This is a genomic window from Candidatus Tumulicola sp., assembly GCA_036490475.1.
Taxonomy (GTDB): domain Bacteria; phylum Vulcanimicrobiota; class Vulcanimicrobiia; order Vulcanimicrobiales; family Vulcanimicrobiaceae; genus Tumulicola.
This window is the reverse complement of record DASXDT010000006.1, coordinates 1,605,916-1,631,811: the sequence shown is the minus strand read 5'-3', so window position 1 is coordinate 1,631,811 and position 25,896 is coordinate 1,605,916. Positions and strand designations below refer to the sequence as shown.

The following is a 25,896-nucleotide window of genomic DNA, read 5'->3' as shown; positions in this document are numbered from 1 at the left end:
CCGCACCGTGGCCTGCATCGAAAGGGCTCGCCTGCAAGGCCGTGCAAGCACCACGGTCCGGCCGTGAAGATCATCTATACGCGAGGCAACAGAACCGAGACGCTGGCGTCGCCGGCCGCGCTTCGGCAAATTCTCGACCGCTTCATCGGGCGCCACGTTTTCTACGAACTATCGGGCCGTCAACGTCGCGGTCGCGCGTTCTTTTCGGTAAAGAACGTGTTTACCGTCGGTTCGATTGAGATTACCAATCTCGATCAGTTGCACATCTTGATCTTCGATGCGAACGCACAAAGCCACTCGATCGAAATCGTAAATCCGCACACGATGAAGATTTACGACGAACAGCCGCACCGAAGTTTTGCGGTCGCCTTCGTTAGCGAAGACTCCGCAACCGAAACGCGTTGCTACATTCGAGACGAAGGGCCCGGCGAAGAATCGAATACGAGCCTCACCGCGCTCGAAGAGATTACGCTGCCGCAACTGTTCAAGTATTTGGAAACGATTACAACCGAAACCGGCGCGCGAATTTAGGTCGCTCCAGCACTTGCGCGCGACGCAACGATCGCACGCTCTCCTCGATGCGTCCGCTTCGTTTGTAGGCGACGCCCAAATTTAAGCACGCAACCGCATTTTCGGGATCGGAGCGCAATGCGGCTTCGTAGAGCGCGATCGCTCCGTCGATATCGCCGGCTTCCAACGCGAGGTTTCCCAAGTTGGTCAGTGCCGGCGCGAACGTCGCGACCGCCGCCAGCGCCGATTCGAAATCCGAACGGGCCGCATCCGGGAGATGGAGCCCCATTCGTGCGACCCCGCGCTTGTTCGATAAAAACGCCCGCTCGCCGGGCGAAGCCGGCGCGGCCAGCAGCGCCGTCAACTCGGCTTCGGCGACGGCGAAGTCGCGTCTGCGCAACGCCGCGAGTGCCCGATCGCGCGGCGAACGCACCCGGCGGGAAGCGAAACGCCGCAGCAGACGGAACATGAGCCCAATGTTCACGGTCGACGTGATTACGCTTTTCCCGGAGGTGTTCGCACCGTTCGTCGGTCTGTCGATCGTCGGGCGCGCTGTCGAACGTGGCATTGTCGACGTTCGCTACCACCACTTGCTCGAGGGCCTCGGCGCCGGCGAGCGCGCCGACGCGCCGCCCTACGGCGGCGGACCGGGGATGGTGATGCGGCTCGAGCCGATCGCCCGCGCGCTGGACGCAATTCTTTCGAGCGCGCCGCCGGACGAGCGACGGGTGATCGCGCTGACCAGCCCGGTCGGGACGCCGTTTCGGCAGGCGGACGCGCAGCGTTTGGCGGCCCTGGACCGCCTCGTCGTGGTGTGCGGTCACTACGAGGGCATCGACGACCGCCTGGCCGGCCTCTACCCGCTCGAGATGTTCTCGTTAGGCGAATTCGTGCTCACCGGCGGCGAAATTCCGGCCCTGGCCATCGTCGACGCGACGGTCCGCTTGCTCGATGGGGCGATTCGGCCGGAATCGCTCGATTCCGAATCATTTTCGGATGGCGCCCTCGATTATCCGAGCTACACCCGGCCGCCGGTCTTCCGCGGCGTGGCGGTTCCCGAGGTGTTATTGTCGGGGGATCACGCCAAGATTGCGGGCTGGCGGCGGGAGCAATCCCGCCTGCGAACAGCCGCCCACAACGCGCGCTTACCCGCCGACGCCTTGCACGCCGAGGAAGGGCCGTGATAAACTACCCTGGTTGTCACCGGCCGGGTCTTTAAGCGCCCGCTGCCTTTTTTCGAGTAGAAAGCGCCATGAACGTCATCGATGCCCTTAATCGGGACCAACTCAAGGAATCGATCCCGGAGTTTCGCACCGGCGATACGGTCAAGGTGTTTTCCAAAGTGATCGAGGGCGGAAAAGAACGCACCCAGATGTTCGAAGGCGTGGTCACCGTTCGCAAGGGCGGCGGCTCGGGCGCCTCGATCACGGTGCGCCGCGTCGCACACGGCGTCGGTGTCGAGAAGTCGTTTCTCGTGCATAGCCCGCGCGTCGAACGCATCGAAGTCGGCAAGCGCGGTATCGTACGCCGCAGCCGCCTGTATTACCTTAGCGATAAGATCGGTAAGGCCGCGCGCATCAAGGAACGTAAAGTTACTAAGTAGCCGCCCTGACGCCGCTTCAACTTCTCGGAATTTTAGCGGTCTTCGCCGTCGCCCGGTTCGCACTCTCAGTCGCTCCGGCTCACAATGTCCGGCGCTCGAGCGCCGCTGCCATCGCCCGCGAGTACCTCGACGGACTGTTGGTAGCCGGGCTGCTGGCGCTGTTTTTGGTTACGTTCGTCATTCGCCCGTACTACATTCCGTCGGTATCGATGGTACCGACCTTGCAAGTCGGCGACGTGGTACTGGTAGACGAGATTGCCTACCGTCTCCATCATCCGCAGCCCGGCGATGTCGCGGTGTTCGAGCCGCCGGTGCCATCGGCGGGCGACAATTTCATCAAACGCGTGATCGGCGTACCCGGCGATACGATTGCCGTGTACGGCGGGTCGGTGTACCGCAACGGTGCGGCCCTGATCGAACCGTACGAAAATCAGGCGCCGCGATACGATTTACGTATCGAGAACTACGGCATCTCGGTTCGCGATCCGGGCGCCGGTTGGACGCGGTTGAGTCCGCAAGCCGCCAATATTCCGCCGCGCGGTGCGTGGCAGGTTCCCAATCGAGTCCCCGAAGGATTCTATTTCATGCTCGGCGACAATCGAAATTACTCGGACGATTCGCACGTTTGGGGCTTCGCGCAAACCTCGGGGGGGTATGCATCGGGGCCGTTGTCCGGCCGAAAGGTCCGCGCGCATTTTGCCGGACGAGCGTTCCTAACACTGTGGCCGTGGGCCAGATTTCACATTTTACGCTAGCCCGAACGGAAAGCCCGACGCACCTGTCATGACGCCGCAAGAACTCCTCATCATCGTCGCGGTCATCGCGCTCGTTCGCATCGTCTTATCGCTGCGTCCGGTCGTTGCGGGATCGAGCGGTCGAAGCTCGGCCGTCGCCAAAGAGTTTCTCGACCCGTTCATCATCGCCGGATTGGCGGCGTGGGTGCTGATCACGTTCGTCGCGCGCACCTACTACATTCCGACCGCGTCGATGGTTCCGACGCTGCAGATTCACGACGTCTTGCTGGTCGACAAGTTCGAATATCGGTTCCACACTCCGAACCGCGGCGACATCGTCGTCTTCCCGCCGCCGGTACCGACGACCGACGACTTTATCAAGCGAGTGATTGGCCGCCCGGGCGACCGCCTGGAAGTGCGCTCCGGCACGGTCTATGTGAACGGCACCGCGCTCAGCGAACCGTACATCGCAGAAAAACCGCAGTACGACTTACAGATTCGCGACTACGGCATCTTCGTCAAGGAGATCGGCGGCGACTGGGAGCGGCTGGATTCATCGTCGGCGAACGTGCCGCCGAAATCGCAGTGGACCGCGCCCGATCGTATTCCGGCAAACTGCTTTATGATGTTCGGCGACAATCGCAACGATTCCGAAGATTCGCATATCTGGGGATTCGCACAGCTTACCGGGCGTTTTGCGACCGGCGCGCGTGCGGGCGACCGGGCCGGCTTCACCGGCCGCGCGTTTTTGATCTTCTGGCCGTTTTCGCAGGCCCGTATCCTCTAGCACCGCGAACACCCTCGTCCGTGACCCGATTGCTGTCGTGGCGGTCGTTCGCGAACATCGCATTTCAACTGGCCGTCCTTGCCCTTATCGTCGCCGCATTTTTCGTGCGAACGTCGCAAGTTTCGGGCCTCTCGATGGCACCCCACATTTCGTCCGGCGAGTACGTTGTCGTGAACACTTTCGCGTATAAATTTGCGGCGCCCAAACGCGGCGACATCGTCGCATTCCGGCACGATGAGGGCGCGCGAGCCGTGTACATCAAACGCGTGATCGGATTGCCGGGCGACCGTATTCGCATCGATCGGGGCATCGTCTCGATCGGCGGCACACCGCTGGCCGAACCGTACGTGCATTTTTCCGACGGCCGGTCGTTCGCGCCCATCACGGTGCCGAAGGGCGACGTGTTCGTGCTCGGCGACAACCGCGCCGGCAGCGAGGACTCGCGCGTCTTCGGCCCGGTGCCTGAAGACCAGTTGATCGGCCGGGCGCTGGCCGGCATTTGGCCGCCCGCCGATATGGGCACCCTGTAAGAGATGCCGGCACAGCTCGAGCGTCCCATCCAGTGGTATCCGGGACATATGGTCGCGGCGATGCGCCGCATGTCCGAATACCTCAAGCTGATCGATACCGTCGTCGAAGTGGTCGACGCCCGCGTGCCGCGCAGCGGACGCAATCCGGATCTCTTGCGCATGATCGGTTCGCGCACGCACCTCGTAGCGCTCAATCGCGAAGATCTCGCCGATCCGCATGCGACCAAACGTTGGCTGGAGTGGTTTGCCGCAAAGAACGTCTCGGCCGCGGCGGTCGACGGACGCTCGATCGGCAGCGTCACCACGTTGCGTAAAACGATCGAAGACATCCGGCGCACCGGTAAAGCCTCGCGCGCGCTCATCGTCGGTCTTCCCAACTCCGGCAAGTCCACGATCGTCAACGCACTCTTGCGCAAGGGCGTCGCAAAAACCGAAAATCGCGCCGGCGTCACGCGGCAATTGCAGTGGTTCAAGCTCGCACCCGGCATCGAACTGATGGACACGCCCGGCATTCTCGTGCCGAAGATCGCGACGCCCGACGCGCAGTGGAAACTCGCTATCTCCAATGCAGTGCCGCGCGACCGATTCGATGCCGAAGAGGTGGTCGCCGCATTTCACTCCTGGGCGACCGAGCACGGCAAAACATCGATACCCGATCTGGCGGAGTTCGCCCGCGCTCGCGGTTTCGTGCGACGCGGCGGCGAGTACGATTTGCACAATGCCGCGACGGCGTACATGCGCACGCTCAACGAAGGGACGTTCGGACGATTGACGTTCGAAGTGGTCGATGAACCCAAAGCAACGTAAGACGAAGAACGCTTACGAGCGCGAGCGCCGGCGGCTGCACCGGATGCATCAGTTCGAATCGGCCGCGCGCGAAAAGGGCTTTACGCTGGTTGCCGGCGTCGACGAAGTGGGACGCGGACCGCTGGCCGGACCGGTCGTCGCGGCCTGCGTCGTCGCGTCGAAACCGTTGTTCATTCGCGGTCTCAACGATTCCAAGCAAGTTCGTCCGGAGCTGCGTATCGAGATCGCAGAAATCGTAAAAACCAGCGCGGTCGCATGGGGCGTCGGCGTGTGCAGCGTGGCCGAGATCGACCGGCTCAACATCTATTGGGCTAGCGTGCTGGCGATGGAACGGGCGATCGGGGCGCTCTGGTGCGCGCCCGAATATTTGATCACCGACGCGGTGCGGATTCGTTCGTATGCCGGGCCGCAAGAACCGCTGATTCGTGGCGACGCGCGTTGCGCGATCGTGGCAGCGGCATCGATCGTCGCGAAGGTCTACCGCGATGCGCTGTTAGTCGAACTCGATCGCGAAGACGATCGCTACGGATTCGCGCATCACAAAGGCTACGCTACGCCCGAACACATCGTCGCGTTACGGGAACACGGCCCGAGCGTTCATCACCGCGCCGGCTGGGCGCGCGTTCGCGACGCGCAGTTAGCGCTGGACTTCGCAGAGGAACGTGAAAACGTTTAGCCGCACCGAGAAGGGCCGTGCCGGAGAAGATGCCGCCGTTCAATTTCTTACGTCGTGCGGGTACCGCGTGCTCGAGCGCAACGTCCGGGTGCCGGGCGGCGAAATCGACGCGGTCTGCTTGGACGGCAGCACGCTGGTGATCGTCGAGGTTCGGCGCCGCGACGGCAAGTCGTATGGTTCGGCCGTCGCCTCGGTCGATGCGCGCAAGCGCCGCACGCTGCGGCGCATCGCGGCCGACTACGCACAGATCGTCGCTCCCGGCCGGAGCATGCGCTTCGACATCGTCGCGTTCGATGCCGGACACGTTCGGCTGCTGCGCGACGCCTTTTAAGGGAATCTCGTGCCCGCCTCCAAACCCGAACTACGCCGCTCTGTAACCCCGTGGGGTTCGTTTTCGTGGGGTTACTCCGACGTCGGGGCCGATATTTTTGTCGGACTCGGCCTCGTATTGGCAGCCGCCGCCGGCGCGACCAACGTCGCGTTTTTGTTTGCGGGCATCGTCTACGTCTGCATCGGTCTCGCCTATACCGAACTGGCAGCGACGTATCCGGTCGCGGGTGGCGGCCAGTACTTCGTGCTGCGCGGCTTGGGCGACATCTTCGGGTTTATCGCGGGCTGGGCGGTATTGCTCGATTTCACCATCGATGTAACGCTGTTCGCCTGGACGTGCGTCGACTACATGAGCCAACTGATTCCGGCGTTCACCGGATCGCTGCATCCGTGGGTGCATTTCGGTGTGACGCTGGGACTGATCGTTGGATTGGCGCTGCTCAACGTGATCGGCGTACGCGAGAGCACCGCTTTTAACGGCATCGTATCGGCATTGGACGTGGTCAGCGAATCGCTGATCTTGTGTTTCGGCTTCTTGTTCGCGTTCCGGCCGGAGTTGCTGCTGCATACGATGCACGTCAGCTGGCCGTCGCCGTACCATTTGATGCTGGGCACGTCGCTGGCCATCATTTCGTTCGTCGGCCTAGAGTCGATCTCGCAAGCAGCGCAAGAGACGCAACGTCCGGCCAGCATCATCCCTCGTACGTCGATCTCGCTGATTCTCACGATCCTGATCTTTGCGCTGGCTTATTCCAACCTCGCGCTGGGCATGCAGCCGTGGCATCCGATTCACGACGCGGCCGGCCACCCGATGCAGTTCTGGCAAATTTTTCCGAACAACGGCGACAACCAGGGTAAGGCCGTAGCGCTCTTAGCGGCACAGATCCCGTATTTCGGCGCGATCGCCGCGCTCTACGTTCCGCTGCTCGGTGCGGTGCTGCTGCTGATCTCGTCCAACTCGGGTATCTTCGGAAGTTCGCGCATCGCCTACGCGATGAGCCGGTCGAATCTGCTGCCGTCGCTTTTTCAACGCGTCCATCCGAAGTTTCGCACGCCGGCCGTTTCGATCGCAGCCTTTTGCGGCGTGGCGATTCTGGAGCTTCTCTTCGCCTCGTTCCCATCGCTGTATCCGGGCGCGATGACACTGTACGCGCACTTCTTCCGTCACGAAACCGGTCTCGACTTTTTGGCGGATCTCTACGCCTTCGGTGCCGCCACCAGCTATTCGTTCGTCTTCTTGGCGTTGATCGCGCTGCGCCTCAACGATCCGCTGAGCCCACGCAAGTTTAAAATTCCATTCAACCTGCCGATCATGGTAAAAGGCGAGCGCGCGGAGTTTCCGTTGGTTGCGGTCATCGGGTTTTTCGGAATTTTTTCGATTCTGGTGTTTACGCTGTTCACGCATCCGATCGGCCGCGTCGCCGGCCCCAGCTGGCTCGTGCTGGGATTGGTCGCGTACTTCATCTACCGGCGACGCCGCAATCTTCCGGTGTTGGGCTCCGAGCAGCGTAACTGGCGCGCGCAACAAACCGACATCCTTCGCGATGCGGGCGAGTTAGAGCTGATGGACGAGTACATCGCCAACGTCAAAGCCAGCGACGCGCGCAAAGCGGCTGCGCTGCCGCAATGACGATCGTCGCGATCCGCCTCGCCCTGGCCGGCCTGATCGCGGTGTGCGGCGCGTTTCTCCTCGTCCGAGTGATTACGGCGGTTGTCGCGAGTGGTTCGTACGCGCAAGCGATTCCCGGCCTCGCGTTAGGTGGCGCCATGGTCGCGCTCGGCAGCTACCGGATCGCGCTCGCGTACCTCGCGCGCAACGCGCAGCGCCGATGAACGCTTCGGTACACGTCGATCCGATCGGCGCGGTCGTCGCGCTCCTAATCGCCTGCAGCATCGGCGCAGTGCTCTATTGGATGCTCCACCCGCCCGAGTCGCAAGTGCAAAAGATGGCGGCGCAGACCACGCGCGAGGTCAAGCAAATGGTCGGCAGCATCATCGTGGTGTTTTCACCGGAAATTAATTCGCGGCACATGATGGCGCTGGCCGTAAAACTGGCGCGTGGCGAACGCTCGGAGTTGTTAGCACTCTACGTCATCGAGGTGCCGCGCACGCTCCCACCCGACGCCGAAATGCCCGATGAAGAGCGAGCGGCGCTGGATGCCCTTGGCGCGGCCGAAACGATCGCCAACGAAAATAACGTCAACCTGCGAACGGAAACCGTGAAGACTCGAGCCACGTCCGAAGCCGTGATCGAAATCGCCAAGCGCGAAAAAGCCGATCTGCTCATCCTCGGCTCGTATCTAGAAGGGAAGTACGCCGGCGCCCGTCTCGGCACCGCGATTCAGGAGATCGCCGCCGACGCCAAATGCGACGTCCTCATCGGGGTCGAAGGAAAGCATGGCAAGCTCTTCGGAGAAGAGCTTGCCTGACGTCGCCCACCTGTAGGAGGACTCCCGTTGAATCGTCCGTTCGCCGCCGTCTGTTCGTTCGCGCTGATGGTATTTGCCGTCGCGACGCCCGCGGCACGTGCCGACAACGCCATCGTTCCTGCCATCACGGCGTTCGATCAGGCCTTTGCGGCGACCAACGATTACCACTGCATCATTCACGTACATGAGGTCAAGGGTGACCGTTCGCAAAATCGCGTGTACGAATACTGGTTTATGAAACCGCATTTCATCAAAACCTTGATCCAGTCGGGAGACGACAAAGGCTCGGGCGGGGTATGGACCGGCGGCGATCAGGTCAGCGGTCATCAAGGCGGCTTCTTCTCGGGCATTCATTTGAAGATTTCGCTGACCGACCCGCGCGCGCTCTCGCTGCGCGGCATCACGATGCCGGAAGGCTTGTTACAGAACGTCGTGCTCACGTATCTGAAGACGCCCGGCACGCTCACGCAGGCGCCGGGTGGCAAGATCGACGGCGTAGCGACCGATCGTATCGATCTCAAGGTCGCCAACCCGTCGGGCGACGACGGCATCAGCGAGCAGATTCTGTACTTCTCGCAAGTGACGCATTGGCCGGTCCGCCAGATCTTATATCAGGGCAACCAGATCGTTTTGGATCAAATCGTCGACAATCTCAAAACCAACAACGGCTTCACGCAGAACGACTTTCCGTTCTAGCGGCGTCTAGCCGCTCTTGAGCACTCGCTTTCGCACTTCGCCGTCGAGGACGACGGCGAGCAGAATCACGGCACCCAGCACGATCTTCTGCAGGTAGGAATCGACGCCCAGAAGGTTCATCGCGTTGTACAGCACGCCGATCAGCAAGGCGCCGAAAAACGTGCCCACGATGCTGCCGCGCCCGCCGGCTAAACTGGTTCCGCCGACGACGACGGCCGCAATCGACTCCAGCAGTTCGTCGCCCGTGCCGGTCTGCGGCGAACCCGACGAAAACAGCGCCATATACAAGAAACCGACGACCGCCGCGCAGCCGCCGCTAATCACGTACACGAGCGTTTTCACGCGCGCCACGTTGATGCCGGCGAGACGCGCGGCTTCTTCGTTGCCGCCGATCGCGAACACGTAGCGTCCGAACCGAGTGCGCATCAACAACACCGACGCGACCGCCACGATCGCGAGCATCCACACGACCGGAATCGGAATGCTGGGTAAATGGAGCGCCGACGTCACTCCGCCGAAGAACGACCCGATCCCGGTATTCGCAAACGCGCTGCTCTGCAGCGCCACCGGACGGCCGTGCGACAAAATGAACGACAGACCCAGTGCCATTTGGAGCATCGCGAGCGTCGTGATAAACGGAGGGAGCCCGAGCCGCACGACCGGCAATGCGTTGATCCAGCCGGCGACGGCGCCGACCGCCACCGTCACCACGAGCGTCGAAGCGATCAGCGCAAATCCGCTGAGGTGGAGCGAGTTGGCGAACAGCGCCGCCACAACGCCGGTCAGCGCCACCAACGAGCCAACCGAGAGATCGATGCCACCGGTCACGATGACGAACGTTTGCCCGACGCCGAGGATGCAGTTGTAGGTGATCTGTCGCAGCACGCGCACGATGTTGGCCGGTTGCAGAAACGCACCGTGCGTCGAAACGTCGACGACCATAACGATGATGACGAAGAGTACGATCGCACCGGCGAATCGCAGCCAGTAGTTTCGACGTGCCGCCGGGTTCATGCCGCGGCTCCGGTCGCGATCGCGATCACTCGTTCGGCCGAAGCGTCGCTGCGCGCGAACTCGGCCACGATGGCGCCGCCGCGAACCACCAGAATACGGTGTGACATGCCAAGCACTTCGGGCAAGTCGCTCGAAACCATTACGATCGCCGCGCCACGCGCCGCGAGCTGCAACATCAGACCGTAAATCTCGGCCTTCGCGCCCACGTCGATTCCGCGGGTGGGCTCGTCGAATAAAAACACGCGCGCCTTTCCCAAAAGCCATTTCGCCAGCACGACTTTTTGTTGATTGCCGCCCGAGAGAGTTCCCACCAGCTGCTCGGTGCCGGTGGTACGAATGTGCAACGATGCGATTTCGGTTTTGGCCGTCGACCGCTCGCGCTCGCGATCGATCAAGCGATCCGCGCCGACGAACTCACCCAAGTGCGCCAGCGTCACATTTTCGCGGACGGTCATTCCCAACACCAAGCCCTGCGCCTTGCGATCCTCGGTGATAAACGCGATGCCGGCGTGGATCGCGCCGGATGGGTTCTTGGCCGCGACCGGCTTACCGTCGACCGCGATGCTTCCGGCTTCTCGCCGGTCGGCGCCCGCGATCGAGCGCAAGATTTCGGTGCGACCGGCGCCGATCAATCCGGCCAACGCGACGATCTCACCCGAACGGACGGCGAAGCTCACGTCGCGAACGAGCGGCCCGCTACGAACGTGTTGCACGTCGAGAACGACCGGAGCGTCCGAATCGAGCGGCGGAATCTCGGGAAAATACGAGCTCAGTTGGCGCCCGACCATCGCCCGCACGATCTCGTCGCGCGGAAACGCAGCGGTGGCGCGGGTTTCGACGATCGCGCCATCGCGTAGCACCGCGATGCGATCGGCGATACGCGGCAGTTCGTCCATGCGATGAGAGATGTAGATGATGCCGGCTCCGGCCGCCTTGAGCCGCGCGACGATGGCAAACAATCCCTCGATCTCGCGGTCGGTGAGCGCCGCGGTCGGTTCGTCCATCACGATGATGCGCGCCTTGCGTGCGAGCGCTTTGGCGATTTCGACGACCTGTTGCTGTCCGATCGACAACCGTTCGGCCGGCACGTCGAGCGGCAACTGAAGGCCGAGTTCGTCCAACGCCCGCTTGGCCTTTTCGCGCAACGCTCGGCGGTCGATGAGTAGCGCGTGCGTCGGCTCGTTACCGAGTCCGATATTTTCGGCCACATCGAGTTGCGGTACCAGCGTGAACTCCTGATAGATCATGCCGATCCCAAACCGCTCCGCGTCGCGCGGCGAATCGATCTGCGCCTGCGTGCCGTCGACGAAAATGCTGCCCTCGTCGGCGCGCTGTGCGCCGGACAATATTTTCATCAAGGTCGATTTGCCCGCGCCGTTTTCACCCGCCAGCGCCAGCACTTCGCCGGTGCGTAATTCGAGCGAAACGTCGTTTAGCGCGCGAACGCCGGGAAACGACTTGCCGATTCCGCGCATTTCGAGCAGCGGAGCGGCGGTCGTCGTCGGAATGGAAACGCTAATGGGCGGCCGCGTCGTCGCGCGTGAAGGTTCCGACGGGAATGTGCACGATCGGAGGCGGCGTCTTGCCGGCGAAATACGTCGCGATCGCATCGATCGTCGCCGCACCGATATCCTTAGGATGCTGCAACGCGTCGCCGTACATCGTGCCCTTCGCGATGGCCGCGCGCGCTTCGGGTCCAGCGTCGTAACCGACGATCGCAACTTTTCCGGTCATGCCTGCGGCGCCCACGGCAGCAACCGCGCCGAGCGCCGAATCGTCGTTAATTCCGAAGATTCCGACGAGGTCTTTGTGCGCTTGCAAAATATCGCCGGCGTCACTGTTGGCTTTCGTGCGCGCGCCGCCGGAGTCGACGTCGGCGACGATCTTCACGTCCGGGCACAGCTTGGCAACGGCTTGTTTAAAGCCTTTGACGCGGTCTTGTACGCTGGTTACTTCGGGCTCGTCGATAATCGCCACGTCGCCTTTGCCGCCCACGGCTTTACAGATAAGCGTTCCGGCGACGTATCCGCCTTGTACGTTATCGCTTGCAACGTGCGCGACGACTTTGCCCTGCGAACTCGCGTTGGCGATATCGGCCGTAAAGACCGGTATATTGGCAGTATTAGCCTCGACGATCGCGCTGCCGATGGCCTGCGAGTCGTACGGCGTCAAAACGATGGCATCAACCTTTTTGGAAACGAAGTCTTCGACTTGGCTTTGCTGCTGGGCGTTGTCGCGATTGGCATCGACGAAGGTAACATTGTAGCCGTGCTTGGTTGCTTCCGATTTCATGCCGGCTTCCATGTCCTGGTAGAACTGCGCCTCGCGGTTCTGAATGGATACCCCGATCGTCTTGGCCCCCGAAGAGGCCGTCGCCGGCTGCGCCGATGACGAGCTCGACGCGTTGGATCCACCGTGCGCGCACGCCGTTATCGACGCGATCAATATGAGGGTCCCGGCCGCGCGCAAATACGTCAAAATAGCTTCTCCTTATGCGTTCGAAATGCCAAGCCGGAGGTTGGGCAGATGGCGAATTTTGGCCTTCGTTGTCCACAATGTGCGACACTTACTTGTGCAATCTGTGGAGAGTTTAGCCGGAATTGGGCGTTTTGGACGTCCAGAGGCGTCCGCCGGCCCAAAACAGCCCGGTGGTCGCGGATACGGCAACGACCGTCCAAATGACGCCCGGAAGCACCCGGCCGTAGATGAATTCACCGGTCGCGAACAGCGCTCCGTAGATGGCCGCCAGACCGAAAACCCAGCCTATCAGCGCATGCGCCGGCGAGTCCGGCGAGGGCGGTAATCCGGACGCTTGCCGCACCACCCGCCAACCCGGGCCGCCGGGGCGTACCTTGGCGTAAAAGGCCGCCAGCGTGGCCGCCGGCACCGGTGCGGTGAGGAACGTTACCGCCAGCCACACGACCGTGGTGACGCCGACGGTCCACAGGAGAATCGACGTGTCGGGGACGTGACGGCCGTATTTTCCGGCCACGAAAAATCCCAGCGAAATTGCGAACGACGAGGCCATAGCGCTCACTTCGCTCCACGCGTTGATGCGCCACCAAAACCAACGCAGCAAGTAGATCAAACCGGTGCCGGCACCGATCGACAATAACAGATCGAACGCGCTCTTCGCGTTATCTAAGAACAACGAAAACACGACGCCCGCCGCCATCAGTCCCACGGTAACGAGACGTCCGGTCAATACCAGTTCGCGTTGGGTGGCGCCGGGCCGCACGAAGCGCTGAAAGAAATCGTGCACCAGGTACGACGTTCCCCAGTTGAGATGCGTTTCGATCGTCGAGCGATACGCGGCGAACAAACCGGCGACCATAAACCCGGCAAAGCCGGCCGGTAGAAACACCAGCATCGCGGGATACGCGATGTCGTTGCCGATCAGGTTTGCCGGTACGTTCGGAAAGCGCACCGCGATATCGTGCAGCGACGGATACACGATGGTCGATGCGAGCGCGACGACGATCCACGGCCACGGGCGCAGCGCGTAGTGCATGGCCGCGAACGTTAGCGTTCCGAATGCGGCGTCGGATTCGGTGCGAGCCGCCAGCATGCGCTGAGCGACGTAACTTCCACCGCCGGGTTCCGAACCGGGGTACCACACCGACCACCATTGCACGGTGAGCGGGATGACGAAAATCGCAAGCGCCGTCGGCCAATCCGAGAAGTTCGGCACGAGCGCGAGCATGCTCGGATGCGTGGCGTTGACGTGCGCGATGAGCCCGTGCAAACCGCCGACGCCGGGCGCGTGAATCGCAAAGTACGCCGCTGCGAACGCCGCCGTAATCGTGATGACGAACTGGATCAGGTCGGTGACCATCACGCCCCATAAACCGGCGGTCGCTGCGAAGACGATCGGAACCGCGGCTAACAGCAGCAACGTTTCGAACCGCGGCCAGCCGAACAAGATAACGGCAATTTTCACGGCGGCTAAGTTGACGGTCGCGATAATGACGCAGTTAAAGAACAAGCCGAGGTAGATCGCGCGGAAGCCGCGTACGAACGATGCAGCCTTCCCCGAATAGCGCAACTCGTAAAATTCGAGGTCGGTCAGCACGCCGCTGCGCCGCCACAAGCGCGCGTAAAAAAAGACCGTCGCCAGGCCGGTCAACAAGAACGACCACCACACCCAATTTTCCGCGACGCCGCCGTCGCGCACCAAGTTGGTAACCAGGTTGGGAGTGTCGGTCGAAAATGTTGTCGCAACCAGCGAGATGCCGATCAGCCACCACGGCGCCTGCCGGCCCGCTGCAAAGAATTCGGTGATGTTGCGGCCGGCCCGGCGAGCCAGCAGAATGGCCGGCAGAAACGTGACGCCGAGCGAGACAATGATGATCGTCCAATCGAGCGGCGTCAGATGCATCCCGCGCGGATTCCAACGCCCGGTGGTTCATTCCGCCCGGCAGGCCGTAGCTCGAAACGTACGTTCTTGACTTTATATACGGTATCGGTTATATAAGGAATACATTATGCAAGCCACGGCCGACCGGCTCGATGCCGTCTTCTTCGCCCTCTCGGACAGCACGCGCCGCACCATCTTGGAGCGTCTCGCTCGCGGGGCGGCGGGCGTGAACGAATTGAAAGAGTCGTTCACGATCAGCCAGCCGGCAATTTCGCGACATCTGAAAATTCTGGAACGCGCAAGGTTAATCCGACGCAGCCGCGAGGCGCAACGGCGCCCCGCGAGCGTGGACACCCGGGCGATCGCAGATGCCGAAAGCTGGATCGAACATTTGCAACAACTGTGGGAAGCCAATTATGAACGGCTGGACGCGCTGCTCGCCGGCGAGTTACAAGCCCGCAAACGATAAGAGGAGTAGAGCATGCCTTCTTCCGTCGTCGTCACAACGCCCAACGATCTAGAGATTCGCGTCACGCGGAACTTTGACGCACCACGCGACCTCGTCTTCGCGTACCACACCAAATGCCAATACGTTCAGAAGTGGTTATTGGGGCCGCCCGGTTGGGGCATGCCGGAATGCGATATCGATCTGCGCGTCGGGGGCCGTTACCGCTATGTCTGGCGTAACGATGCAAGCGGCAAAGAGTTTGGCGTGAGCGGCGAGTTTCGAGAGATTGCAGCGCCCGAGCGCATCGTCATCATCGAGAGGATGGACGGCGTTCCGGGCAGCGCGCACGTGACCACTGTGTTCGTAGAGAATGGCAGCGGCACCGCGTTCTCCATCACGATTCGGTTCGAATCCAAGGAACATCGCGACGGCGCACTTCAGTCGGGAATGACCGACGGCATGTCGATGAGCTACGACCGGCTCGACGAGGCCGTCGCAACGCAACACTAGCTCTTGTCAAACGAACCGGCGCGCGCAGAAAGCACGATGCAATGCTTTCGTTGGCCTTCTCGGCGGCGATGCTCGGTATCGAGGGCTACGTCGTGCGCGTCGAGGCCGACAGCTCGGCCGGCACGCCCGCATTCGCGATCATCGGCTTGCCCGACCGCGCGCTGCGCGAAGCCGGCGACCGCGTGCGAGCGGCGATCTTCAACTCTGGCCTATCTTTTCCGGCGGGACGGTTGCTCGTCAATCTCTCTCCGGCCGACGTACGTAAAGCCGGGCCGGCCTTCGATCTCGCGATCGCGCTCGCGCTGATCGGCATCGACGAACAAGTCGATCGCAACGCATTGCGAACCGTCGTTGCGCTAGGCGAACTCGCGCTCGACGGATCGTTGCAAAGCGTCAACGGCATCTTGCCGATGGTATTGGGCGCGCGAGCGGCCGGGTTTCGCAAGCTCATCGTTCCGGCTGCAAATGCCGCCGAAGCGCTGATGGTCGACGGCATACACATCTATGCAGTGGAACGATTGCTCGATGCGGTCGCGGTCATTGCTGGAAACGGATCGAAGTGGCGCCGGACGCGCCCGCCGGGTGACGAATCGGCCGAGAAGGCGCCGCGCGAAGGCGATTTCTACGACGTGCGCGGCCAACTCGCGGCCAAGCGCGCACTGGAGGTCGCGGCTGCCGGGGGTCACAACGTCTTGCTCGTCGGGCCGCCCGGCTGCGGCAAAACGATGCTCGCGCGCCGGTTGCCTTCGATCTTACCGCCGATGAACAACGCGCAGGCACTCGACGTCACGAAAATCTACAGCGTCGCCGGACTGCTGCGCGACACCGGCATCGTTCGTTCGCGACCGTTTCGGTATCCGCACCATACGATTTCGCAAACGGCGTTGGTCGGCGGCGGAGCGCTCGCCAAACCCGGCGAGATATCGCTCGCGCATCACGGCGTGCTGTTTCTCGACGAGCTGCCGGAGTTTTCGCGCAGCGCGATCGAGGTGATGCGCCAGCCGATCGAGGAAGGTGTGGTAACGATCGCACGCGCGGCCGGCACGTTTGCATACCCGGCGCGCTTTCAACTGGTCGCATCGATGAATCCGTGTCCGTGCGGTTATCGCGGTGCGCGCAATTCCGAGTGTCGCTGCGACGATGCGGCCGTCGCCAAGTATGTCGGAAAGCTTTCCGGCCCACTCCTCGATCGCATCGACATTCAAATCGAAATCGCGCGGGTGCCGTTCGACGATATGGTGCGCTACGACGGTGGCGAGCATTCCGACGCGATTCGCGCTCGCGTTCTGTCGGCGCGCGAGCGGCAGCGGCGCCGCTTCGACGGCGCGGCACTTTCTTGTAACGCGGAGATTCCAGCGAACGCAACACGTCGCTATTGCTCGCTCGACGAACCCGCGATGCGTCTGCTGGCGTTAGCCAGCGCCCGGCGGCAGTTTTCAGCTCGTGCTCTGGATCGAATCGCCCGCGTCGCGCGAACGATCGCCGACCTCACTGGAAGCGCCGGCATCGCCGCCGAGCACGTCGCCGAAGCCGTGCAGTATCGAAGCCTCGAGCGGCTCGGAGCCGCGGCGTAAGCCGCGAATGTACGTCAAAGAAAAGAGCACCGGCGTACACCGGTGCTCTTTGTTTGCGCCATCCCTACGTCGAAGGGGGAATCGAGTTATTTTGCTGCTGCAACCGTGCCGAGCGGCTCGACGAAGTCACCCACGAAGACGGCAATCGGCGAACCTCCCTCTGGATACTTGAACACTTCGCCGTTATTGTTCCCCGCGTCTCCACAATACACAACGCCCGTAGCGATCCACGTCTGCGCACAGTCGCTCGAGCCCTGGAATGCGATGGTTTTCTTTAGCGTCGCCTGCGTGCCTTTGACCGTGTATAGGTACATGTCGTTCGCGATTTGATCGAACACCGTTAGATACTTGCCGTCCCACTGCACGGAACCCGGAAACTGCACCGTGTTGCTGGTCGTGATCGTTTGGACGGTTTGGCTACCCTGCGGGAGCTCCTCGAGCTGGAAGTAACCTTCTTTGGTAAAGCCGTCGAAAAAGAGATTTCCCTTGTTGTCGTAGCCGTCGAAATACTCTTCCGAGAGCGGCGAGGTGTAGATCGTGGGATCGCCTTTCGCTTCCTTCCAAATGTAGACCCCGCCGGAGTTCGTTCCGTCCAAGATGCCGACCGCGAGATCTCCGGACTTATTGAGCGCGCAACTCGATGGCATCGTGTGGGACGAGACTTCGAGGTTCGCGATCTGCTTCTTCGGAACCGAGTACTCCGTGATCTGGTTATATGCCGCCATGATCCAGAACGTCTTCTTACCGTAGCCGTACAGGACGTTCGTGCATCCTTGACCGCCGACATTGTTAATGGTACCGATTTGGTTGACGCTCTTCGGATAGTCAAAGATGCTTGCGTACGTGCCGTAAAAGCTGATCGTGTACTCGAAGTCCTTCGACCTCTTCGCATCTGTATCGGGAACGTTCGTCGTGTAATGCGGCATCGGGTTCAGATTCAGGCGGGCCGCAGTCACCGGTCTCCCCTGCACGAACAACGTCTTGCCGATGTACGAGCCGTTCGGCGTGGTGCTCGCCGGCGCGACCACCGAGCCACCGGCGCACGCCGAAGCTAGCGAAAGTGCAACGACAGCACCGGCGAATTTCATTAACCCGGTCGGATTCATCAAGTAACTCCCTTGTAAGCAGAAACGGGCGGGTCGAAGCCGCTCGTAGAAGGAGCTACTTTATCGGGTACGCGCCAACGACCTTGCACTCGGCTGCATTGCTAAACGCTTGGTCGTGGCGTCAAATCAAGCGTTTCGTGCAGGCGACGGACGAGGCGCTTCGAACCCAAAATTATCATCACTGCAAGGGAGCGAGATTTTAGGATGCCATCTTTGAACGGTCGCGCGATTGTGTTAGTCGCGGGAACGCTTTTTGCGACCTCGGCGTGCGGGGGGAATACCGCGGTGCCAACCGGAGCAACGGGAACGAGTCCCGTCTTTCAAGCGGCGCCCGCAGCCGTCGACACGACGTCGATCTTGAAGAAACTTACGAAGGACGTCGTGATCGGTTCGACTGTCGATCCTAAGAACGGCGACAAAGGCCCGCGCGCGGTCGTGCGGGTTCGCTCGACCTTCGGCCTAAAGGCGGGGCAGCTGCTCGTTTGTAACTTCGAAAACTCCGCCGGCGCAGCAGGCAAAGGCTCGACGATCGAGGTCCTCGATCCTCATCAGAATGCGAAGCCTGCCACGTTTACGCAGAACACGAAGATCAACGGATGCGACGGCGACGCCATCACCGAGGCCAACCAAGTGTACGGCAGCGGAATGACCAGCGGTTCGGTCGGGCAGTTCGACCAATCCGGTAACCTCGAGAAGAGCTTAAAATCACACCTCGAGGCTCCATTTGCCGATGCAGATGCATTCTGCGGTTTGCCGTACGCGCCTGAAGATATTTATGTGTCCGATTCCAAGACCGGCGCGCTCGTTAAGTTGTCGTTCATTTCGGTCAGTGGCGGAAAGACCACCTCGACCGAAGTGGTCTCCGGTTTTGGCAAAAATGGTTCGGGTTGGACAACCTTAGGGCCGTCCGGCCTGCAATACAATGCGACGCGAAACGGACCCCTTTGCAACGACACGTTGTACGTGGTAGATGGAGCCGACAACACGCTCGTTTCCATCTCGAATGCCAGCAACTTACTCGACAAAGACGAGATCGCGGTTCAGCCCGGCGGAAAGAAATTCACGTGCAAGCATCCGACGGATACGTGCGCGACGCTGGTCTACAGCGGCTCTCCGCTCAACGCACCCGTAGCGTCTGCCCTGCTGCCGAACGGCAATCTTATTCTAGCGAATACGAAGGGCGGAAATACGTTGGTGGAAATAACGCCGAACGGTAAGGTATTGGCCACCAAAACGCTCGATACGAGTAAGACCGCGCACGTCTTCGGTCTTGCCGCTTACGGAACGAGCGACAGCGACACCGTGCTCTACTACACCTCCACCGCGGATGATACGCTGCACGTACTCGAGCAGTAGCTAATCGGCAGCATGCCGATCGATTTCCGATCGTCACGAGAGCACCGGCGCGCATAAGCCGGTGCTCTTTGTGTAGAGAATTATTTCTCGACAGCCACCGTGCCGAGCGGTTCGTCGAAGTTCCCGGTAAGAACCGCCACCGGCGATCCGCCGGCCGGGTACTTGAACACTTCCCCGTTGTCGTTACCCGCGTCGCCGCAATACACGACGCCCGTCGCGATCCAGGTCTGGGCGCAGTCGCTGGAACCTGAGAGTGCTACCGTATGCTTGAGCGTGGCCTCGGTGCCTTTCACATTGTACTGATAGAAATCGTTCGTTCCCTGATCGAAAACCGTCAAGTATTTTCCGTCCCATTGCACCGAACCGGGAAACCGTATGGTGTTGCTCGTCGAGATCGGCCGCACCGTACTGCTTCCCTTTGGAAGCTCTTCGAACAGGACGTTCGTGTTTATATCGAACCCATCAAAAAAGAGGTTTCCCTTATCGTCGTAACCGTCGAAGTATTCTGCGAACAACGGCGAGGGGATAGCGTTTCCGGAACCCTTTGCGTGTGGGTAGATTATGACGTCACCGTTATGCAGGTCTCCCACCGCAAGATTGCCGTCGCTGTCCATCGCGCAGCTGGACGGCATGCTGCCGTCGGGAGTGGACAGGGTCCTGAGGGGTTTCTGCGGGACCTCGTACTCCGTGATCTGGTCGGATCCGGCGACGATCCAGAACTTCTTCTTACCGTAGCCATACAGCACGTTCGTGCAACCCTGGCCACCGACATTGGTTATCGTGCCGATCTGTTTGGTGCTCTTCGGATAATCGAAGATGCTGGCGTACGTGCCATATAGGTTGATGATGTAGTCGAAGTACTTCGATTTCGACTTCGCAGTCGCGTCGAAAACGGTCGCCGGGTATAGCGGCAAGCCGCCCAGGTTGAGTCGCTCTGCAGTTATGGCGCGACCATTGACGATCAACGTTTTCGCGCCGTATTTGTTAGCAGAGTTGGCGTTTGACGGCGCCGCACCGGGTCCGCTCGCGCAGCCCGAACAGAGCGCCAATGCGATCGCAGCACCGGCGCATCGTAGAAAGCCAGTCGTATTCATCACACACTCCCTTCACGTAGAACCGAAAGAGCCCTACGCCGAGCCGCCTAGAAGCGTTATCCATGGCGAAAGTCCTCATTACCGGAATGTCGGGCACTGGTAAGTCCAGCGCGCTACACGCTCTCGCAGAACGCGGTTATGACGCCGTAGATACCGACGACGATCGTTGGAGTCGTTGGATAACGTTGCCGAACGGCGAGCGCGACTGGATCTGGCGAGAGGACGCGATGAACGACCTACTGGTTGCGCACACGCACGGCAATTTATTCGTAGCCGGTTGCAAATCGAATCAAGGAACCTTTTACCCGCTATTCGATCACATCGTCCTGCTCAGCGCGCGTGCCGAAGTCCTACTCCAGAGAATCGCCACCCGCACCAACAACCCGTATGGTAAGACCGCGGATGAGCGCGCGCGTATCTTGTACGATCTCGCGATCGTCGAGCCGTTACTGCGAGCCGGCGCAACGACGGAGATCGACGCGTCTCAACCCCTCGCCGAAGTCCTCCGTCGTCTCGAAGAACTTGTCGCCTCCTAGCCCCCGTTCGAGCTAAAACTCAGCCGACAGCAGAGCGACATCCGCACGCTCGGAGGATGGCACGAAACGCTCCGGTTCGGCGCGTTCGAAGAATCGCCGTGTCAGCGGATTACGACGCCATTGACAATCGTCGAGATGACGGGTACATGACGCGCTGCAACCTCGAGGCGCGCGCTAGGCCTCCGAGCGGCACGAGCGCTTACCGTTCATAACAGCAGCCTTCTCATAATAGCCGCTTCGCGACGCCGGGGTTGACTAAATGTGGCCATCCGTGTACCATCTGTGTGGATGGTTATTGCGGAGAAGAGGCCTGCCAGAGCCGGCGATTCGGAAAAAATCACGATCAACCTCGGGTACGTCGACCTTGGGCAGATCGATTTGATTGTGTCGGACGGCTTCTACGCGAATCGCACCGATTTCATCCGCACGGCAATTCGCAATCATCTCGATAAACACCGCGAAGCGTTAGAAAAGTCGGTAGCGCGGAAGAACTTCGACCTGGGACTGCACGACTACAGCCGGGAGTTTCTCGAAGATCTACAGCGCTCGGGCCACAAAGTAAACATTCGGGTGATCGGTCTCGCTCGCATCGCAAACGACGTTAGCGCCGAGCTCGCACGCTCCACAATCGCATCGGTGTCGGTTCTCGGTGCACTGCAAGCCAGCGCGGCCGTCAAATCCGCGTTGTCCGACCGCCTCTCCTCATAACCGGAAAGCCATATTTTGAAAACACCACAGTATCGCGACATCGTTGCCGCGACGAAACTTACGCGCGCGGGAAACCTCACGGAAGCGACGGCCCTACTGCAAGCGTCACTGACCGTCGCCGGCGCGCCCGTTGCCGCCCAGGCGACGGTCGTTCAAGGTGCATTGATCGGCGTAACGCGCGGTCAATTCCTAACGAAAACCTTTAACAACAGCTTTGGCGCTCGATCGTACAAACTCTACGTGCCAAACCGCTACGACGGGCAACCGCGCCCGCTGATCGTCATGCTTCATGGTTGTACGCAATCTGCAGGCGACTTTGCAACCGGAACGCGCATGAACGAACTCGCGGAAGAATTCAACTTCCTCGTTGCGTATCCCGAACAACCGGCGTCGGCGAATCCGCGGAAATGCTGGAACTGGTTTTTGCGCACCCAACAAACCCGCGACTTCGGTGAGCCGTCGATCGTCGCCGGCATTACGCGACAAGTCATGTCCGGCTATGCGATCGATTCTCAACGCGTCTACGTCGCCGGGTTATCGGCCGGCGCCGCGGCGGCAGCGGTACTTGGAACGACGTATCCCGACATCTATGCAGCGGTGGGCGTGCATTCGGGCATCGCATACGATTTGGCCAAGGACGTCGACTCTGCGTTTGCGGTAATGAAACGTGGCCCGAGCGCCGCCAAGTCACCGTCCCAACCGGCGAAGGGTGTCCCGACACCGACAATCGTGTTTCATGGAGATCGCGACCGGACCGTCAACAACGTCAATAGCGACCGCTTTGCGCAGGCTCTCCATTCACCCGAATACGCTAAGCGCGTCGAGGCCGGACACGTTCCGGGAAGCCGCGCCTACACGAAAACGACGTACGCGGATGCGAACGGGCGCGACCTACTCGAGCAGTGGGATATTCACGGCGCCGGCCATGCATGGTCGGGGGGAAGTCCGGCCGGTTCCTATACCGACGCGGCCGGACCCGACGCAAGCCGCGAAATGGTGCGATTCTTCTTGTCGCATCGTCTCTTGTAGTTTCGTCGTGCTACTGCGCGCCAAGGGCGCCATCTCCAGCTTAGTGACTCGAACCCGTACACGGCGTGAATTGCGGGGGTTGTCCGGCTTGAATCCCCAGCGTCCCGCCGCAATTTTTGCAGAGGATGGTGGTGTAGGAGTTGAGCGTCGTGGGCAGTGCCGGGAAGTTATGGGTGCCGTTTGCGCCGGGAGCTGGGCAGCTGGGAATGTTGCCGGCCGTGTTGCCGTTCATCTAGTCGTTCCTTTCGGTTCGCGCGTGTGTGGGCCAGAGTAGCTAGGTTTTCTCTTCGCACGGGATGCCGAAACAGTGCGAATAACCGTGTCATCGGTCAGCAAGAACTCGGTCTGTCCGTAGCTGCGATCGTCGAGTTCCGAAACGGTGTAGCCTAGGCTTTTCAATCGCTCCCGAGTTTCTCGCAGATCGTTCGGTGTCCAATACAGCCGGATGCCCTCGTAACCTGCCGGCTTGTCCGGCGTCCCGCTCGCCGGTTCAATATAAACCACATATGGTCTTTGTTTAGCGGCCGTCTACCCACAAGCGCAAACTCTTCTCGATATCGACGCTCGGAATGACCGGGACGCAAGACGCAACGGGCATTTGAGTTCCATTCGCGCTGAAAGATAACCGCACCACCTTGGCAAAAGCACGCCCGGCAAGGTTTTCGCGAAGGGAGCACCCGTATGTCGTACAGGGTCCGCGCAAGACATTTCCTCGGTTTGCTCGCCGCGGCGGTTCTCGCCGGCGGCTGTTCCGGTGGCACGCCGCCGGCCACGTCGTCAGCGCTCGACCAGCGAATCGCCGGGACGAACAGCTTGGGGCTGGTGCCGGTGCGCCATTTCAACCGCAGGGCGTCCTGGATGCTGCCGGATGCGAAGAAGCAATGGCTGCTGTACGTTTCGGACGGCGCCTCCGGAACCGTCGATGTGTACGATTACCGTTCGAAAGCCGGCAAACTGTACGGTCAGATTACCGGTCTGACTTTTCCGTACGGGCAGTGCGTCGATAGCGGCGGCAACATTTACGTCGTCGACAATGACACCGGAAGGATCTACGAATTCGCGCATGGCGGCACCACGCCGGTCGCGACGGTGACCGACAATTTCGGTTTTCCCACGGGATGTTCGGTCAACCCGAAAAATGGCGACATGGCCATCGCAAACTTCGCTAATTTCGCGAGTGGCGGCGGCGGTCTCGTCATCGCATCCGGCGGATTGACCGGAAAGCAAGCCAACTACGAAGACCCCGCTCTGTACCGGGCGTTTCCGCCCGGTTACGACCCATCCGGAAATCTCTTCGTGCAAGGCACCGATTATTCGGGTGTACCGAGTTTTCTGGAACTGCCTGCCGGCAAGAAGAAATTCAAACCGTTGAACGGACTAGCGGTCGGATTTCCCGGCAGCGTCGGATGGGACGGAAAATATCTCACCGCGACCGATCAAAACTACCAGTTCAACTACACGACGATGATCTATCGCATCACCGTTTCGGGCGGAGAAGTACGGATCGTCCGCAAGACCGACCTTACCGACACGTGTTATCCCTATCACAATTGGATGGTCGCGATACAACCCTTCGTCACCGGTGTGGGCGACAAGCAAAACGTCGTCGTCGCCGGGAATTTGAATTGTCCTAACCGCGAGAACTACTTCAGCTATACCAAGGGCGGAAACCCGACACGCTCGATCGATCCGTCGATCGCGCCCAAGGCCCCATACGGCCAAGTCGTAAGCCCACCCTAACGCTTATTCTGCCGCGAGGGCGTCGCTGACACGGTCGTACCACTGCGTTTGTTCCGCCCTCGTATAATGAGCGTTCGCACCGCTCGGATTCGGCACGAGGAAGAGTCGCGTTCGTCCGACGTGCGCAGCCTGTAGTCCGAGAGACGGCTGTCGATCTGACAATTCGGCGAACGATGCGTGCACGTAGCGATAGCCCGTTATACCCTGAAAGCATGCGATGCGGGGCTGAAATCGTTCGAGCTTCCTGAGGAGTGCGGCAGCGCCGTCAACGAATTCGGCCGGGCTCACGTCACCGGCTCGCGGCGTTGGGCGTTCGACCAGATCGGTAAAGCCGATGCCGAACCGCGGCAAGAGGACGTCGTGCTCGGGGCCGAGTCGAGCTACGCCGAGCTCCATGCGCATCGCGAGCGTCAGCTTCGACGCGGAGATGCAGGGCCAAAACTTATTGCTCTTGCGGGCGAAATAATGCCCCCGTTCCACGGAATACACCGCCGGATTGAGATTGACGAACACGACGTCGAGGCCACCAAGAAAGAGATCCGGCAACATCAGTTAACCCCTGGGTATGAAATCGCTGACGGAGCACGCACGAAAGAATGCCGCGCGCTGGGATCAACAGAGCGACGACTATGAGACACGGCATTCGACCCAGTTAGCCGAAAATTCGATGGCCTGGGGTTGTTGGTCGATTCCCGAATCGCAACTCCGCGTGCTCGGAAACGTCGAAGGAAAAGATGTGCTCGAATTGGGCTGCGGAGCGGCACGTTGGTCGATCGCGCTTGCGAAACTCGGCGCGCGCCCCGTCGGTCTCGATGTTTCAGCGCGGCAGCTCGACCACGCTCGCAAGAACATGCGCGACGCCGGCCTCGCTTTTCCACTCGTTCACTCCAGCGCGGAAGCGGTTCCGTTGTCGGATGCATCGTTCGACATCGTCTTCTGCGACCACGGTGCCATGACTTTCTGCGATCCGCTTCGCACCGTGCCCGAAGCCGGTCGTCTGTTGCGTCAACACGGGCTGCTGGCATTCTCCGCCTCAACGCCTATTTTTAATGTTTGCTGGAACGAGTCCAACGACCGTGTCGATGACCGGTTGCACGCAAACTACTTCAAGCAACGACGTTTCGAAGACGCGGACACGGTCAATTTCTCGTTACCCTACGGCGAGTGGATCGAGCTGTTTCGAAACAATGCTTTCGAAATCGAGGACCTGATCGAGCTTCGACCACCCGAAAACGCAGCGACGACGTACGTGGATTTTGTGCCCCTCGAGTGGGCGCGTAAGTGGCCTGCAGAACAAATTTGGCGAGTGAGAAAACTCTAGC

General features: G+C 60.8%; 31 protein-coding genes. 22 read left to right on the top strand and 9 right to left on the bottom strand.

Going from position 1 to position 25,896, the window contains the following annotated elements; all coding sequences use genetic code 11:
- Positions 1-63: 63 nt before the first annotated feature.
- The gene (locus VGF98_15295; protein HEY1683011.1) at positions 64-531 is read left to right on the top strand and encodes a hypothetical protein; all 468 of its coding nucleotides are present in this window, start codon (positions 64-66) and stop codon (positions 529-531) included.
- Here VGF98_15295 and VGF98_15290 read toward each other — a convergent pair.
- Positions 503-994, bottom strand: coding sequence for a tetratricopeptide repeat protein (locus VGF98_15290; GenBank protein ID HEY1683010.1), 492 nt, complete (start codon positions 992-994; stop codon positions 503-505). The genes VGF98_15295 and VGF98_15290 overlap by 29 nt on opposite strands.
- On the opposite strand from VGF98_15290, the gene trmD reads away from it, so the two are divergent.
- From trmD to VGF98_15230, 12 genes are all read left to right on the top strand, one after another.
- Positions 978-1,694: a tRNA (guanosine(37)-N1)-methyltransferase TrmD gene (gene trmD, locus VGF98_15285; GenBank protein HEY1683009.1), complete on the top strand. Its 717-nt coding sequence runs from the start codon at positions 978-980 to the stop codon at positions 1,692-1,694. The two genes, VGF98_15290 and trmD, sit on opposite strands and share 17 nt — an antisense overlap.
- A 68-nt stretch (positions 1,695-1,762) precedes the next feature.
- Positions 1,763-2,113: a 50S ribosomal protein L19 gene (gene rplS, locus VGF98_15280; protein ID HEY1683008.1), complete on the top strand. Its 351-nt coding sequence runs from the start codon at positions 1,763-1,765 to the stop codon at positions 2,111-2,113.
- Between the two features lie 5 nt (positions 2,114-2,118).
- A complete protein-coding gene (gene lepB, locus VGF98_15275; GenBank protein ID HEY1683007.1) occupies positions 2,119-2,868 on the top strand; it encodes a signal peptidase I in 750 nt (249 codons plus the stop codon).
- A gap of 28 nt (positions 2,869-2,896) precedes the next feature.
- Positions 2,897-3,634: a signal peptidase I gene (lepB, locus tag VGF98_15270; protein HEY1683006.1), complete on the top strand. Its 738-nt coding sequence runs from the start codon at positions 2,897-2,899 to the stop codon at positions 3,632-3,634.
- A 20-nt stretch (positions 3,635-3,654) separates the two neighbouring features.
- Entirely contained in the window at positions 3,655-4,164 is a 510-nt protein-coding gene (gene lepB / locus VGF98_15265; protein HEY1683005.1) for a signal peptidase I, read from the top strand.
- 3 nt (positions 4,165-4,167) lie between these two features.
- Positions 4,168-4,971, top strand: coding sequence for a ribosome biogenesis GTPase YlqF (ylqF, locus tag VGF98_15260; protein HEY1683004.1), 804 nt, complete (start codon positions 4,168-4,170; stop codon positions 4,969-4,971).
- Positions 4,952-5,647: a ribonuclease HII gene (locus VGF98_15255; GenBank protein ID HEY1683003.1), complete on the top strand. Its 696-nt coding sequence runs from the start codon at positions 4,952-4,954 to the stop codon at positions 5,645-5,647. Before ylqF ends, VGF98_15255 begins: the two co-directional genes overlap by 20 nt.
- A complete protein-coding gene (locus tag VGF98_15250) occupies positions 5,634-5,978 on the top strand; it encodes a YraN family protein (protein ID HEY1683002.1) in 345 nt (114 codons plus the stop codon). Before VGF98_15255 ends, VGF98_15250 begins: the two co-directional genes overlap by 14 nt.
- A gap of 9 nt (positions 5,979-5,987) precedes the next feature.
- Positions 5,988-7,607 carry an APC family permease gene (locus tag VGF98_15245; protein HEY1683001.1) on the top strand — a complete coding sequence of 540 codons (1,620 nt, stop codon included), beginning with the start codon at positions 5,988-5,990 and terminating at the stop codon, positions 7,605-7,607.
- Positions 7,604-7,810 (top strand): hypothetical protein, encoded by a 207-nt coding sequence (locus VGF98_15240; GenBank protein HEY1683000.1) that lies wholly within the window; start codon positions 7,604-7,606, stop codon positions 7,808-7,810. Before VGF98_15245 ends, VGF98_15240 begins: the two co-directional genes overlap by 4 nt.
- A complete protein-coding gene (locus VGF98_15235; GenBank protein ID HEY1682999.1) occupies positions 7,807-8,406 on the top strand; it encodes a universal stress protein in 600 nt (199 codons plus the stop codon). The genes VGF98_15240 and VGF98_15235 overlap by 4 nt, the downstream gene beginning before the upstream one ends.
- Before the next feature lie 27 nt (positions 8,407-8,433).
- Entirely contained in the window at positions 8,434-9,102 is a 669-nt protein-coding gene (locus VGF98_15230) for a hypothetical protein (GenBank protein HEY1682998.1), read from the top strand.
- Between the two features lie 6 nt (positions 9,103-9,108).
- Here VGF98_15230 and VGF98_15225 read toward each other — a convergent pair whose 3' ends face one another.
- The 4 genes from VGF98_15225 to VGF98_15210 form a co-directional block, all read right to left on the bottom strand.
- Entirely contained in the window at positions 9,109-10,116 is a 1,008-nt protein-coding gene (locus tag VGF98_15225) for an ABC transporter permease (GenBank protein ID HEY1682997.1), read from the bottom strand.
- Positions 10,113-11,591 carry a sugar ABC transporter ATP-binding protein gene (locus VGF98_15220; protein ID HEY1682996.1) on the bottom strand — a complete coding sequence of 493 codons (1,479 nt, stop codon included), beginning with the start codon at positions 11,589-11,591 and terminating at the stop codon, positions 10,113-10,115. The genes VGF98_15225 and VGF98_15220 overlap by 4 nt, the downstream gene beginning before the upstream one ends.
- Positions 11,592-11,631: 40 nt before the next feature.
- Positions 11,632-12,594: a substrate-binding domain-containing protein gene (locus tag VGF98_15215; protein ID HEY1682995.1), complete on the bottom strand. Its 963-nt coding sequence runs from the start codon at positions 12,592-12,594 to the stop codon at positions 11,632-11,634.
- Between the two features lie 112 nt (positions 12,595-12,706).
- The gene (locus tag VGF98_15210) at positions 12,707-14,494 is read right to left on the bottom strand and encodes a sodium:solute symporter family protein (protein ID HEY1682994.1); all 1,788 of its coding nucleotides are present in this window, start codon (positions 14,492-14,494) and stop codon (positions 12,707-12,709) included.
- A gap of 106 nt (positions 14,495-14,600) precedes the next feature.
- Between VGF98_15210 and VGF98_15205 the strand changes: the two genes are divergently transcribed.
- The 3 genes from VGF98_15205 to VGF98_15195 are packed head-to-tail and all read left to right on the top strand — an operon-like array spanning position 14,601 to position 17,005.
- Positions 14,601-14,942: a metalloregulator ArsR/SmtB family transcription factor gene (locus tag VGF98_15205; GenBank protein HEY1682993.1), complete on the top strand. Its 342-nt coding sequence runs from the start codon at positions 14,601-14,603 to the stop codon at positions 14,940-14,942.
- Between the two features lie 12 nt (positions 14,943-14,954).
- A complete protein-coding gene (locus tag VGF98_15200) occupies positions 14,955-15,431 on the top strand; it encodes an SRPBCC family protein (protein HEY1682992.1) in 477 nt (158 codons plus the stop codon).
- Between the two features lie 41 nt (positions 15,432-15,472).
- Complete coding sequence (locus VGF98_15195) at positions 15,473-17,005, top strand: YifB family Mg chelatase-like AAA ATPase (GenBank protein HEY1682991.1); 1,533 nt, start codon at positions 15,473-15,475, stop codon at positions 17,003-17,005.
- Between the two features lie 86 nt (positions 17,006-17,091).
- Here VGF98_15195 and VGF98_15190 read toward each other — a convergent pair whose 3' ends face one another.
- Positions 17,092-18,093 carry a hypothetical protein gene (locus VGF98_15190; protein ID HEY1682990.1) on the bottom strand — a complete coding sequence of 334 codons (1,002 nt, stop codon included), beginning with the start codon at positions 18,091-18,093 and terminating at the stop codon, positions 17,092-17,094.
- A 303-nt stretch (positions 18,094-18,396) separates the two neighbouring features.
- Between VGF98_15190 and VGF98_15185 the strand changes: the two genes are divergently transcribed.
- Positions 18,397-19,467 (top strand): hypothetical protein, encoded by a 1,071-nt coding sequence (locus VGF98_15185; GenBank protein HEY1682989.1) that lies wholly within the window; start codon positions 18,397-18,399, stop codon positions 19,465-19,467.
- An 80-nt stretch (positions 19,468-19,547) separates the two neighbouring features.
- On the opposite strand, the gene VGF98_15180 is transcribed toward VGF98_15185, so the two are convergent.
- On the bottom strand, positions 19,548-20,561 hold the full coding sequence (locus tag VGF98_15180) for a hypothetical protein (protein ID HEY1682988.1): 1,014 nt from the start codon (positions 20,559-20,561) through the stop codon (positions 19,548-19,550).
- Positions 20,562-20,623: 62 nt separating this feature from the next.
- Here VGF98_15180 and VGF98_15175 point away from each other — a divergent pair, with 62 nt between their 5' ends.
- The 3 genes from VGF98_15175 (at position 20,624) to VGF98_15165 (ending at position 22,834) form a co-directional block, all read left to right on the top strand.
- Complete coding sequence (locus VGF98_15175; GenBank protein HEY1682987.1) at positions 20,624-21,097, top strand: AAA family ATPase; 474 nt, start codon at positions 20,624-20,626, stop codon at positions 21,095-21,097.
- Positions 21,098-21,385: 288 nt separating this feature from the next.
- Complete coding sequence (locus VGF98_15170; GenBank protein HEY1682986.1) at positions 21,386-21,805, top strand: hypothetical protein; 420 nt, start codon at positions 21,386-21,388, stop codon at positions 21,803-21,805.
- A 15-nt stretch (positions 21,806-21,820) separates the two neighbouring features.
- Entirely contained in the window at positions 21,821-22,834 is a 1,014-nt protein-coding gene (locus tag VGF98_15165) for a PHB depolymerase family esterase (protein ID HEY1682985.1), read from the top strand.
- Positions 22,835-22,874: 40 nt separating this feature from the next.
- Here VGF98_15165 and VGF98_15160 read toward each other — a convergent pair whose 3' ends face one another.
- A complete protein-coding gene (locus VGF98_15160) occupies positions 22,875-23,066 on the bottom strand; it encodes a hypothetical protein (GenBank protein ID HEY1682984.1) in 192 nt (63 codons plus the stop codon).
- 449 nt (positions 23,067-23,515) lie between these two features.
- On the opposite strand from VGF98_15160, the gene VGF98_15155 reads away from it, so the two are divergent.
- Positions 23,516-24,574 carry a hypothetical protein gene (locus VGF98_15155; protein HEY1682983.1) on the top strand — a complete coding sequence of 353 codons (1,059 nt, stop codon included), beginning with the start codon at positions 23,516-23,518 and terminating at the stop codon, positions 24,572-24,574.
- Between the two features lie 3 nt (positions 24,575-24,577).
- Here VGF98_15155 and VGF98_15150 read toward each other — a convergent pair whose 3' ends face one another.
- Positions 24,578-25,123, bottom strand: a complete 546-nt coding sequence (locus VGF98_15150; GenBank protein ID HEY1682982.1) for a mismatch-specific DNA-glycosylase — start codon at positions 25,121-25,123, stop codon at positions 24,578-24,580.
- A gap of 16 nt (positions 25,124-25,139) precedes the next feature.
- On the opposite strand from VGF98_15150, the gene VGF98_15145 reads away from it, so the two are divergent.
- Positions 25,140-25,895, top strand: a complete 756-nt coding sequence (locus VGF98_15145) for a class I SAM-dependent methyltransferase (protein HEY1682981.1) — start codon at positions 25,140-25,142, stop codon at positions 25,893-25,895.
- Position 25,896 lies beyond the last annotated feature (1 nt).

What these genes read in the sequence shown, in the direction of transcription:
- trmD (HEY1683009.1), top strand. Translation starts at nt 978, where the DNA reads ATGAGCCCAATGTTCACGGTCGACGTGATTACGCTTTTCCCGGAGGTG.
- rplS (HEY1683008.1), top strand. Translation starts at nt 1,763, where the DNA reads ATGAACGTCATCGATGCCCTTAATCGGGACCAACTCAAGGAATCGATC.
- lepB (HEY1683006.1), top strand. Translation starts at nt 2,897, where the DNA reads ATGACGCCGCAAGAACTCCTCATCATCGTCGCGGTCATCGCGCTCGTT.
- ylqF (HEY1683004.1), top strand. Translation starts at nt 4,168, where the DNA reads ATGCCGGCACAGCTCGAGCGTCCCATCCAGTGGTATCCGGGACATATG.
- VGF98_15255 (HEY1683003.1), top strand. Translation starts at nt 4,952, where the DNA reads ATGAACCCAAAGCAACGTAAGACGAAGAACGCTTACGAGCGCGAGCGC.
- VGF98_15240 (HEY1683000.1), top strand. Translation starts at nt 7,604, where the DNA reads ATGACGATCGTCGCGATCCGCCTCGCCCTGGCCGGCCTGATCGCGGTG.
- VGF98_15235 (HEY1682999.1), top strand. Translation starts at nt 7,807, where the DNA reads ATGAACGCTTCGGTACACGTCGATCCGATCGGCGCGGTCGTCGCGCTC.
- VGF98_15225 (HEY1682997.1), bottom strand. Translation starts at nt 10,116, where the DNA reads ATGAACCCGGCGGCACGTCGAAACTACTGGCTGCGATTCGCCGGTGCG.
- VGF98_15220 (HEY1682996.1), bottom strand. Translation starts at nt 11,591, where the DNA reads ATGCGCGGAATCGGCAAGTCGTTTCCCGGCGTTCGCGCGCTAAACGAC.
- VGF98_15210 (HEY1682994.1), bottom strand. Translation starts at nt 14,494, where the DNA reads ATGCATCTGACGCCGCTCGATTGGACGATCATCATTGTCTCGCTCGGC.
- VGF98_15205 (HEY1682993.1), top strand. Translation starts at nt 14,601, where the DNA reads ATGCAAGCCACGGCCGACCGGCTCGATGCCGTCTTCTTCGCCCTCTCG.
- VGF98_15200 (HEY1682992.1), top strand. Translation starts at nt 14,955, where the DNA reads ATGCCTTCTTCCGTCGTCGTCACAACGCCCAACGATCTAGAGATTCGC.
- VGF98_15195 (HEY1682991.1), top strand. Translation starts at nt 15,473, where the DNA reads ATGCTTTCGTTGGCCTTCTCGGCGGCGATGCTCGGTATCGAGGGCTAC.
- VGF98_15190 (HEY1682990.1), bottom strand. Translation starts at nt 18,093, where the DNA reads ATGAAATTCGCCGGTGCTGTCGTTGCACTTTCGCTAGCTTCGGCGTGC.
- VGF98_15180 (HEY1682988.1), bottom strand. Translation starts at nt 20,561, where the DNA reads ATGAATACGACTGGCTTTCTACGATGCGCCGGTGCTGCGATCGCATTG.
- VGF98_15175 (HEY1682987.1), top strand. Translation starts at nt 20,624, where the DNA reads ATGGCGAAAGTCCTCATTACCGGAATGTCGGGCACTGGTAAGTCCAGC.
- VGF98_15170 (HEY1682986.1), top strand. Translation starts at nt 21,386, where the DNA reads ATGGTTATTGCGGAGAAGAGGCCTGCCAGAGCCGGCGATTCGGAAAAA.
- VGF98_15160 (HEY1682984.1), bottom strand. Translation starts at nt 23,066, where the DNA reads ATGAACGGCAACACGGCCGGCAACATTCCCAGCTGCCCAGCTCCCGGC.
- VGF98_15155 (HEY1682983.1), top strand. Translation starts at nt 23,516, where the DNA reads ATGTCGTACAGGGTCCGCGCAAGACATTTCCTCGGTTTGCTCGCCGCG.
- VGF98_15150 (HEY1682982.1), bottom strand. Translation starts at nt 25,123, where the DNA reads ATGTTGCCGGATCTCTTTCTTGGTGGCCTCGACGTCGTGTTCGTCAAT.
- VGF98_15145 (HEY1682981.1), top strand. Translation starts at nt 25,140, where the DNA reads ATGAAATCGCTGACGGAGCACGCACGAAAGAATGCCGCGCGCTGGGAT.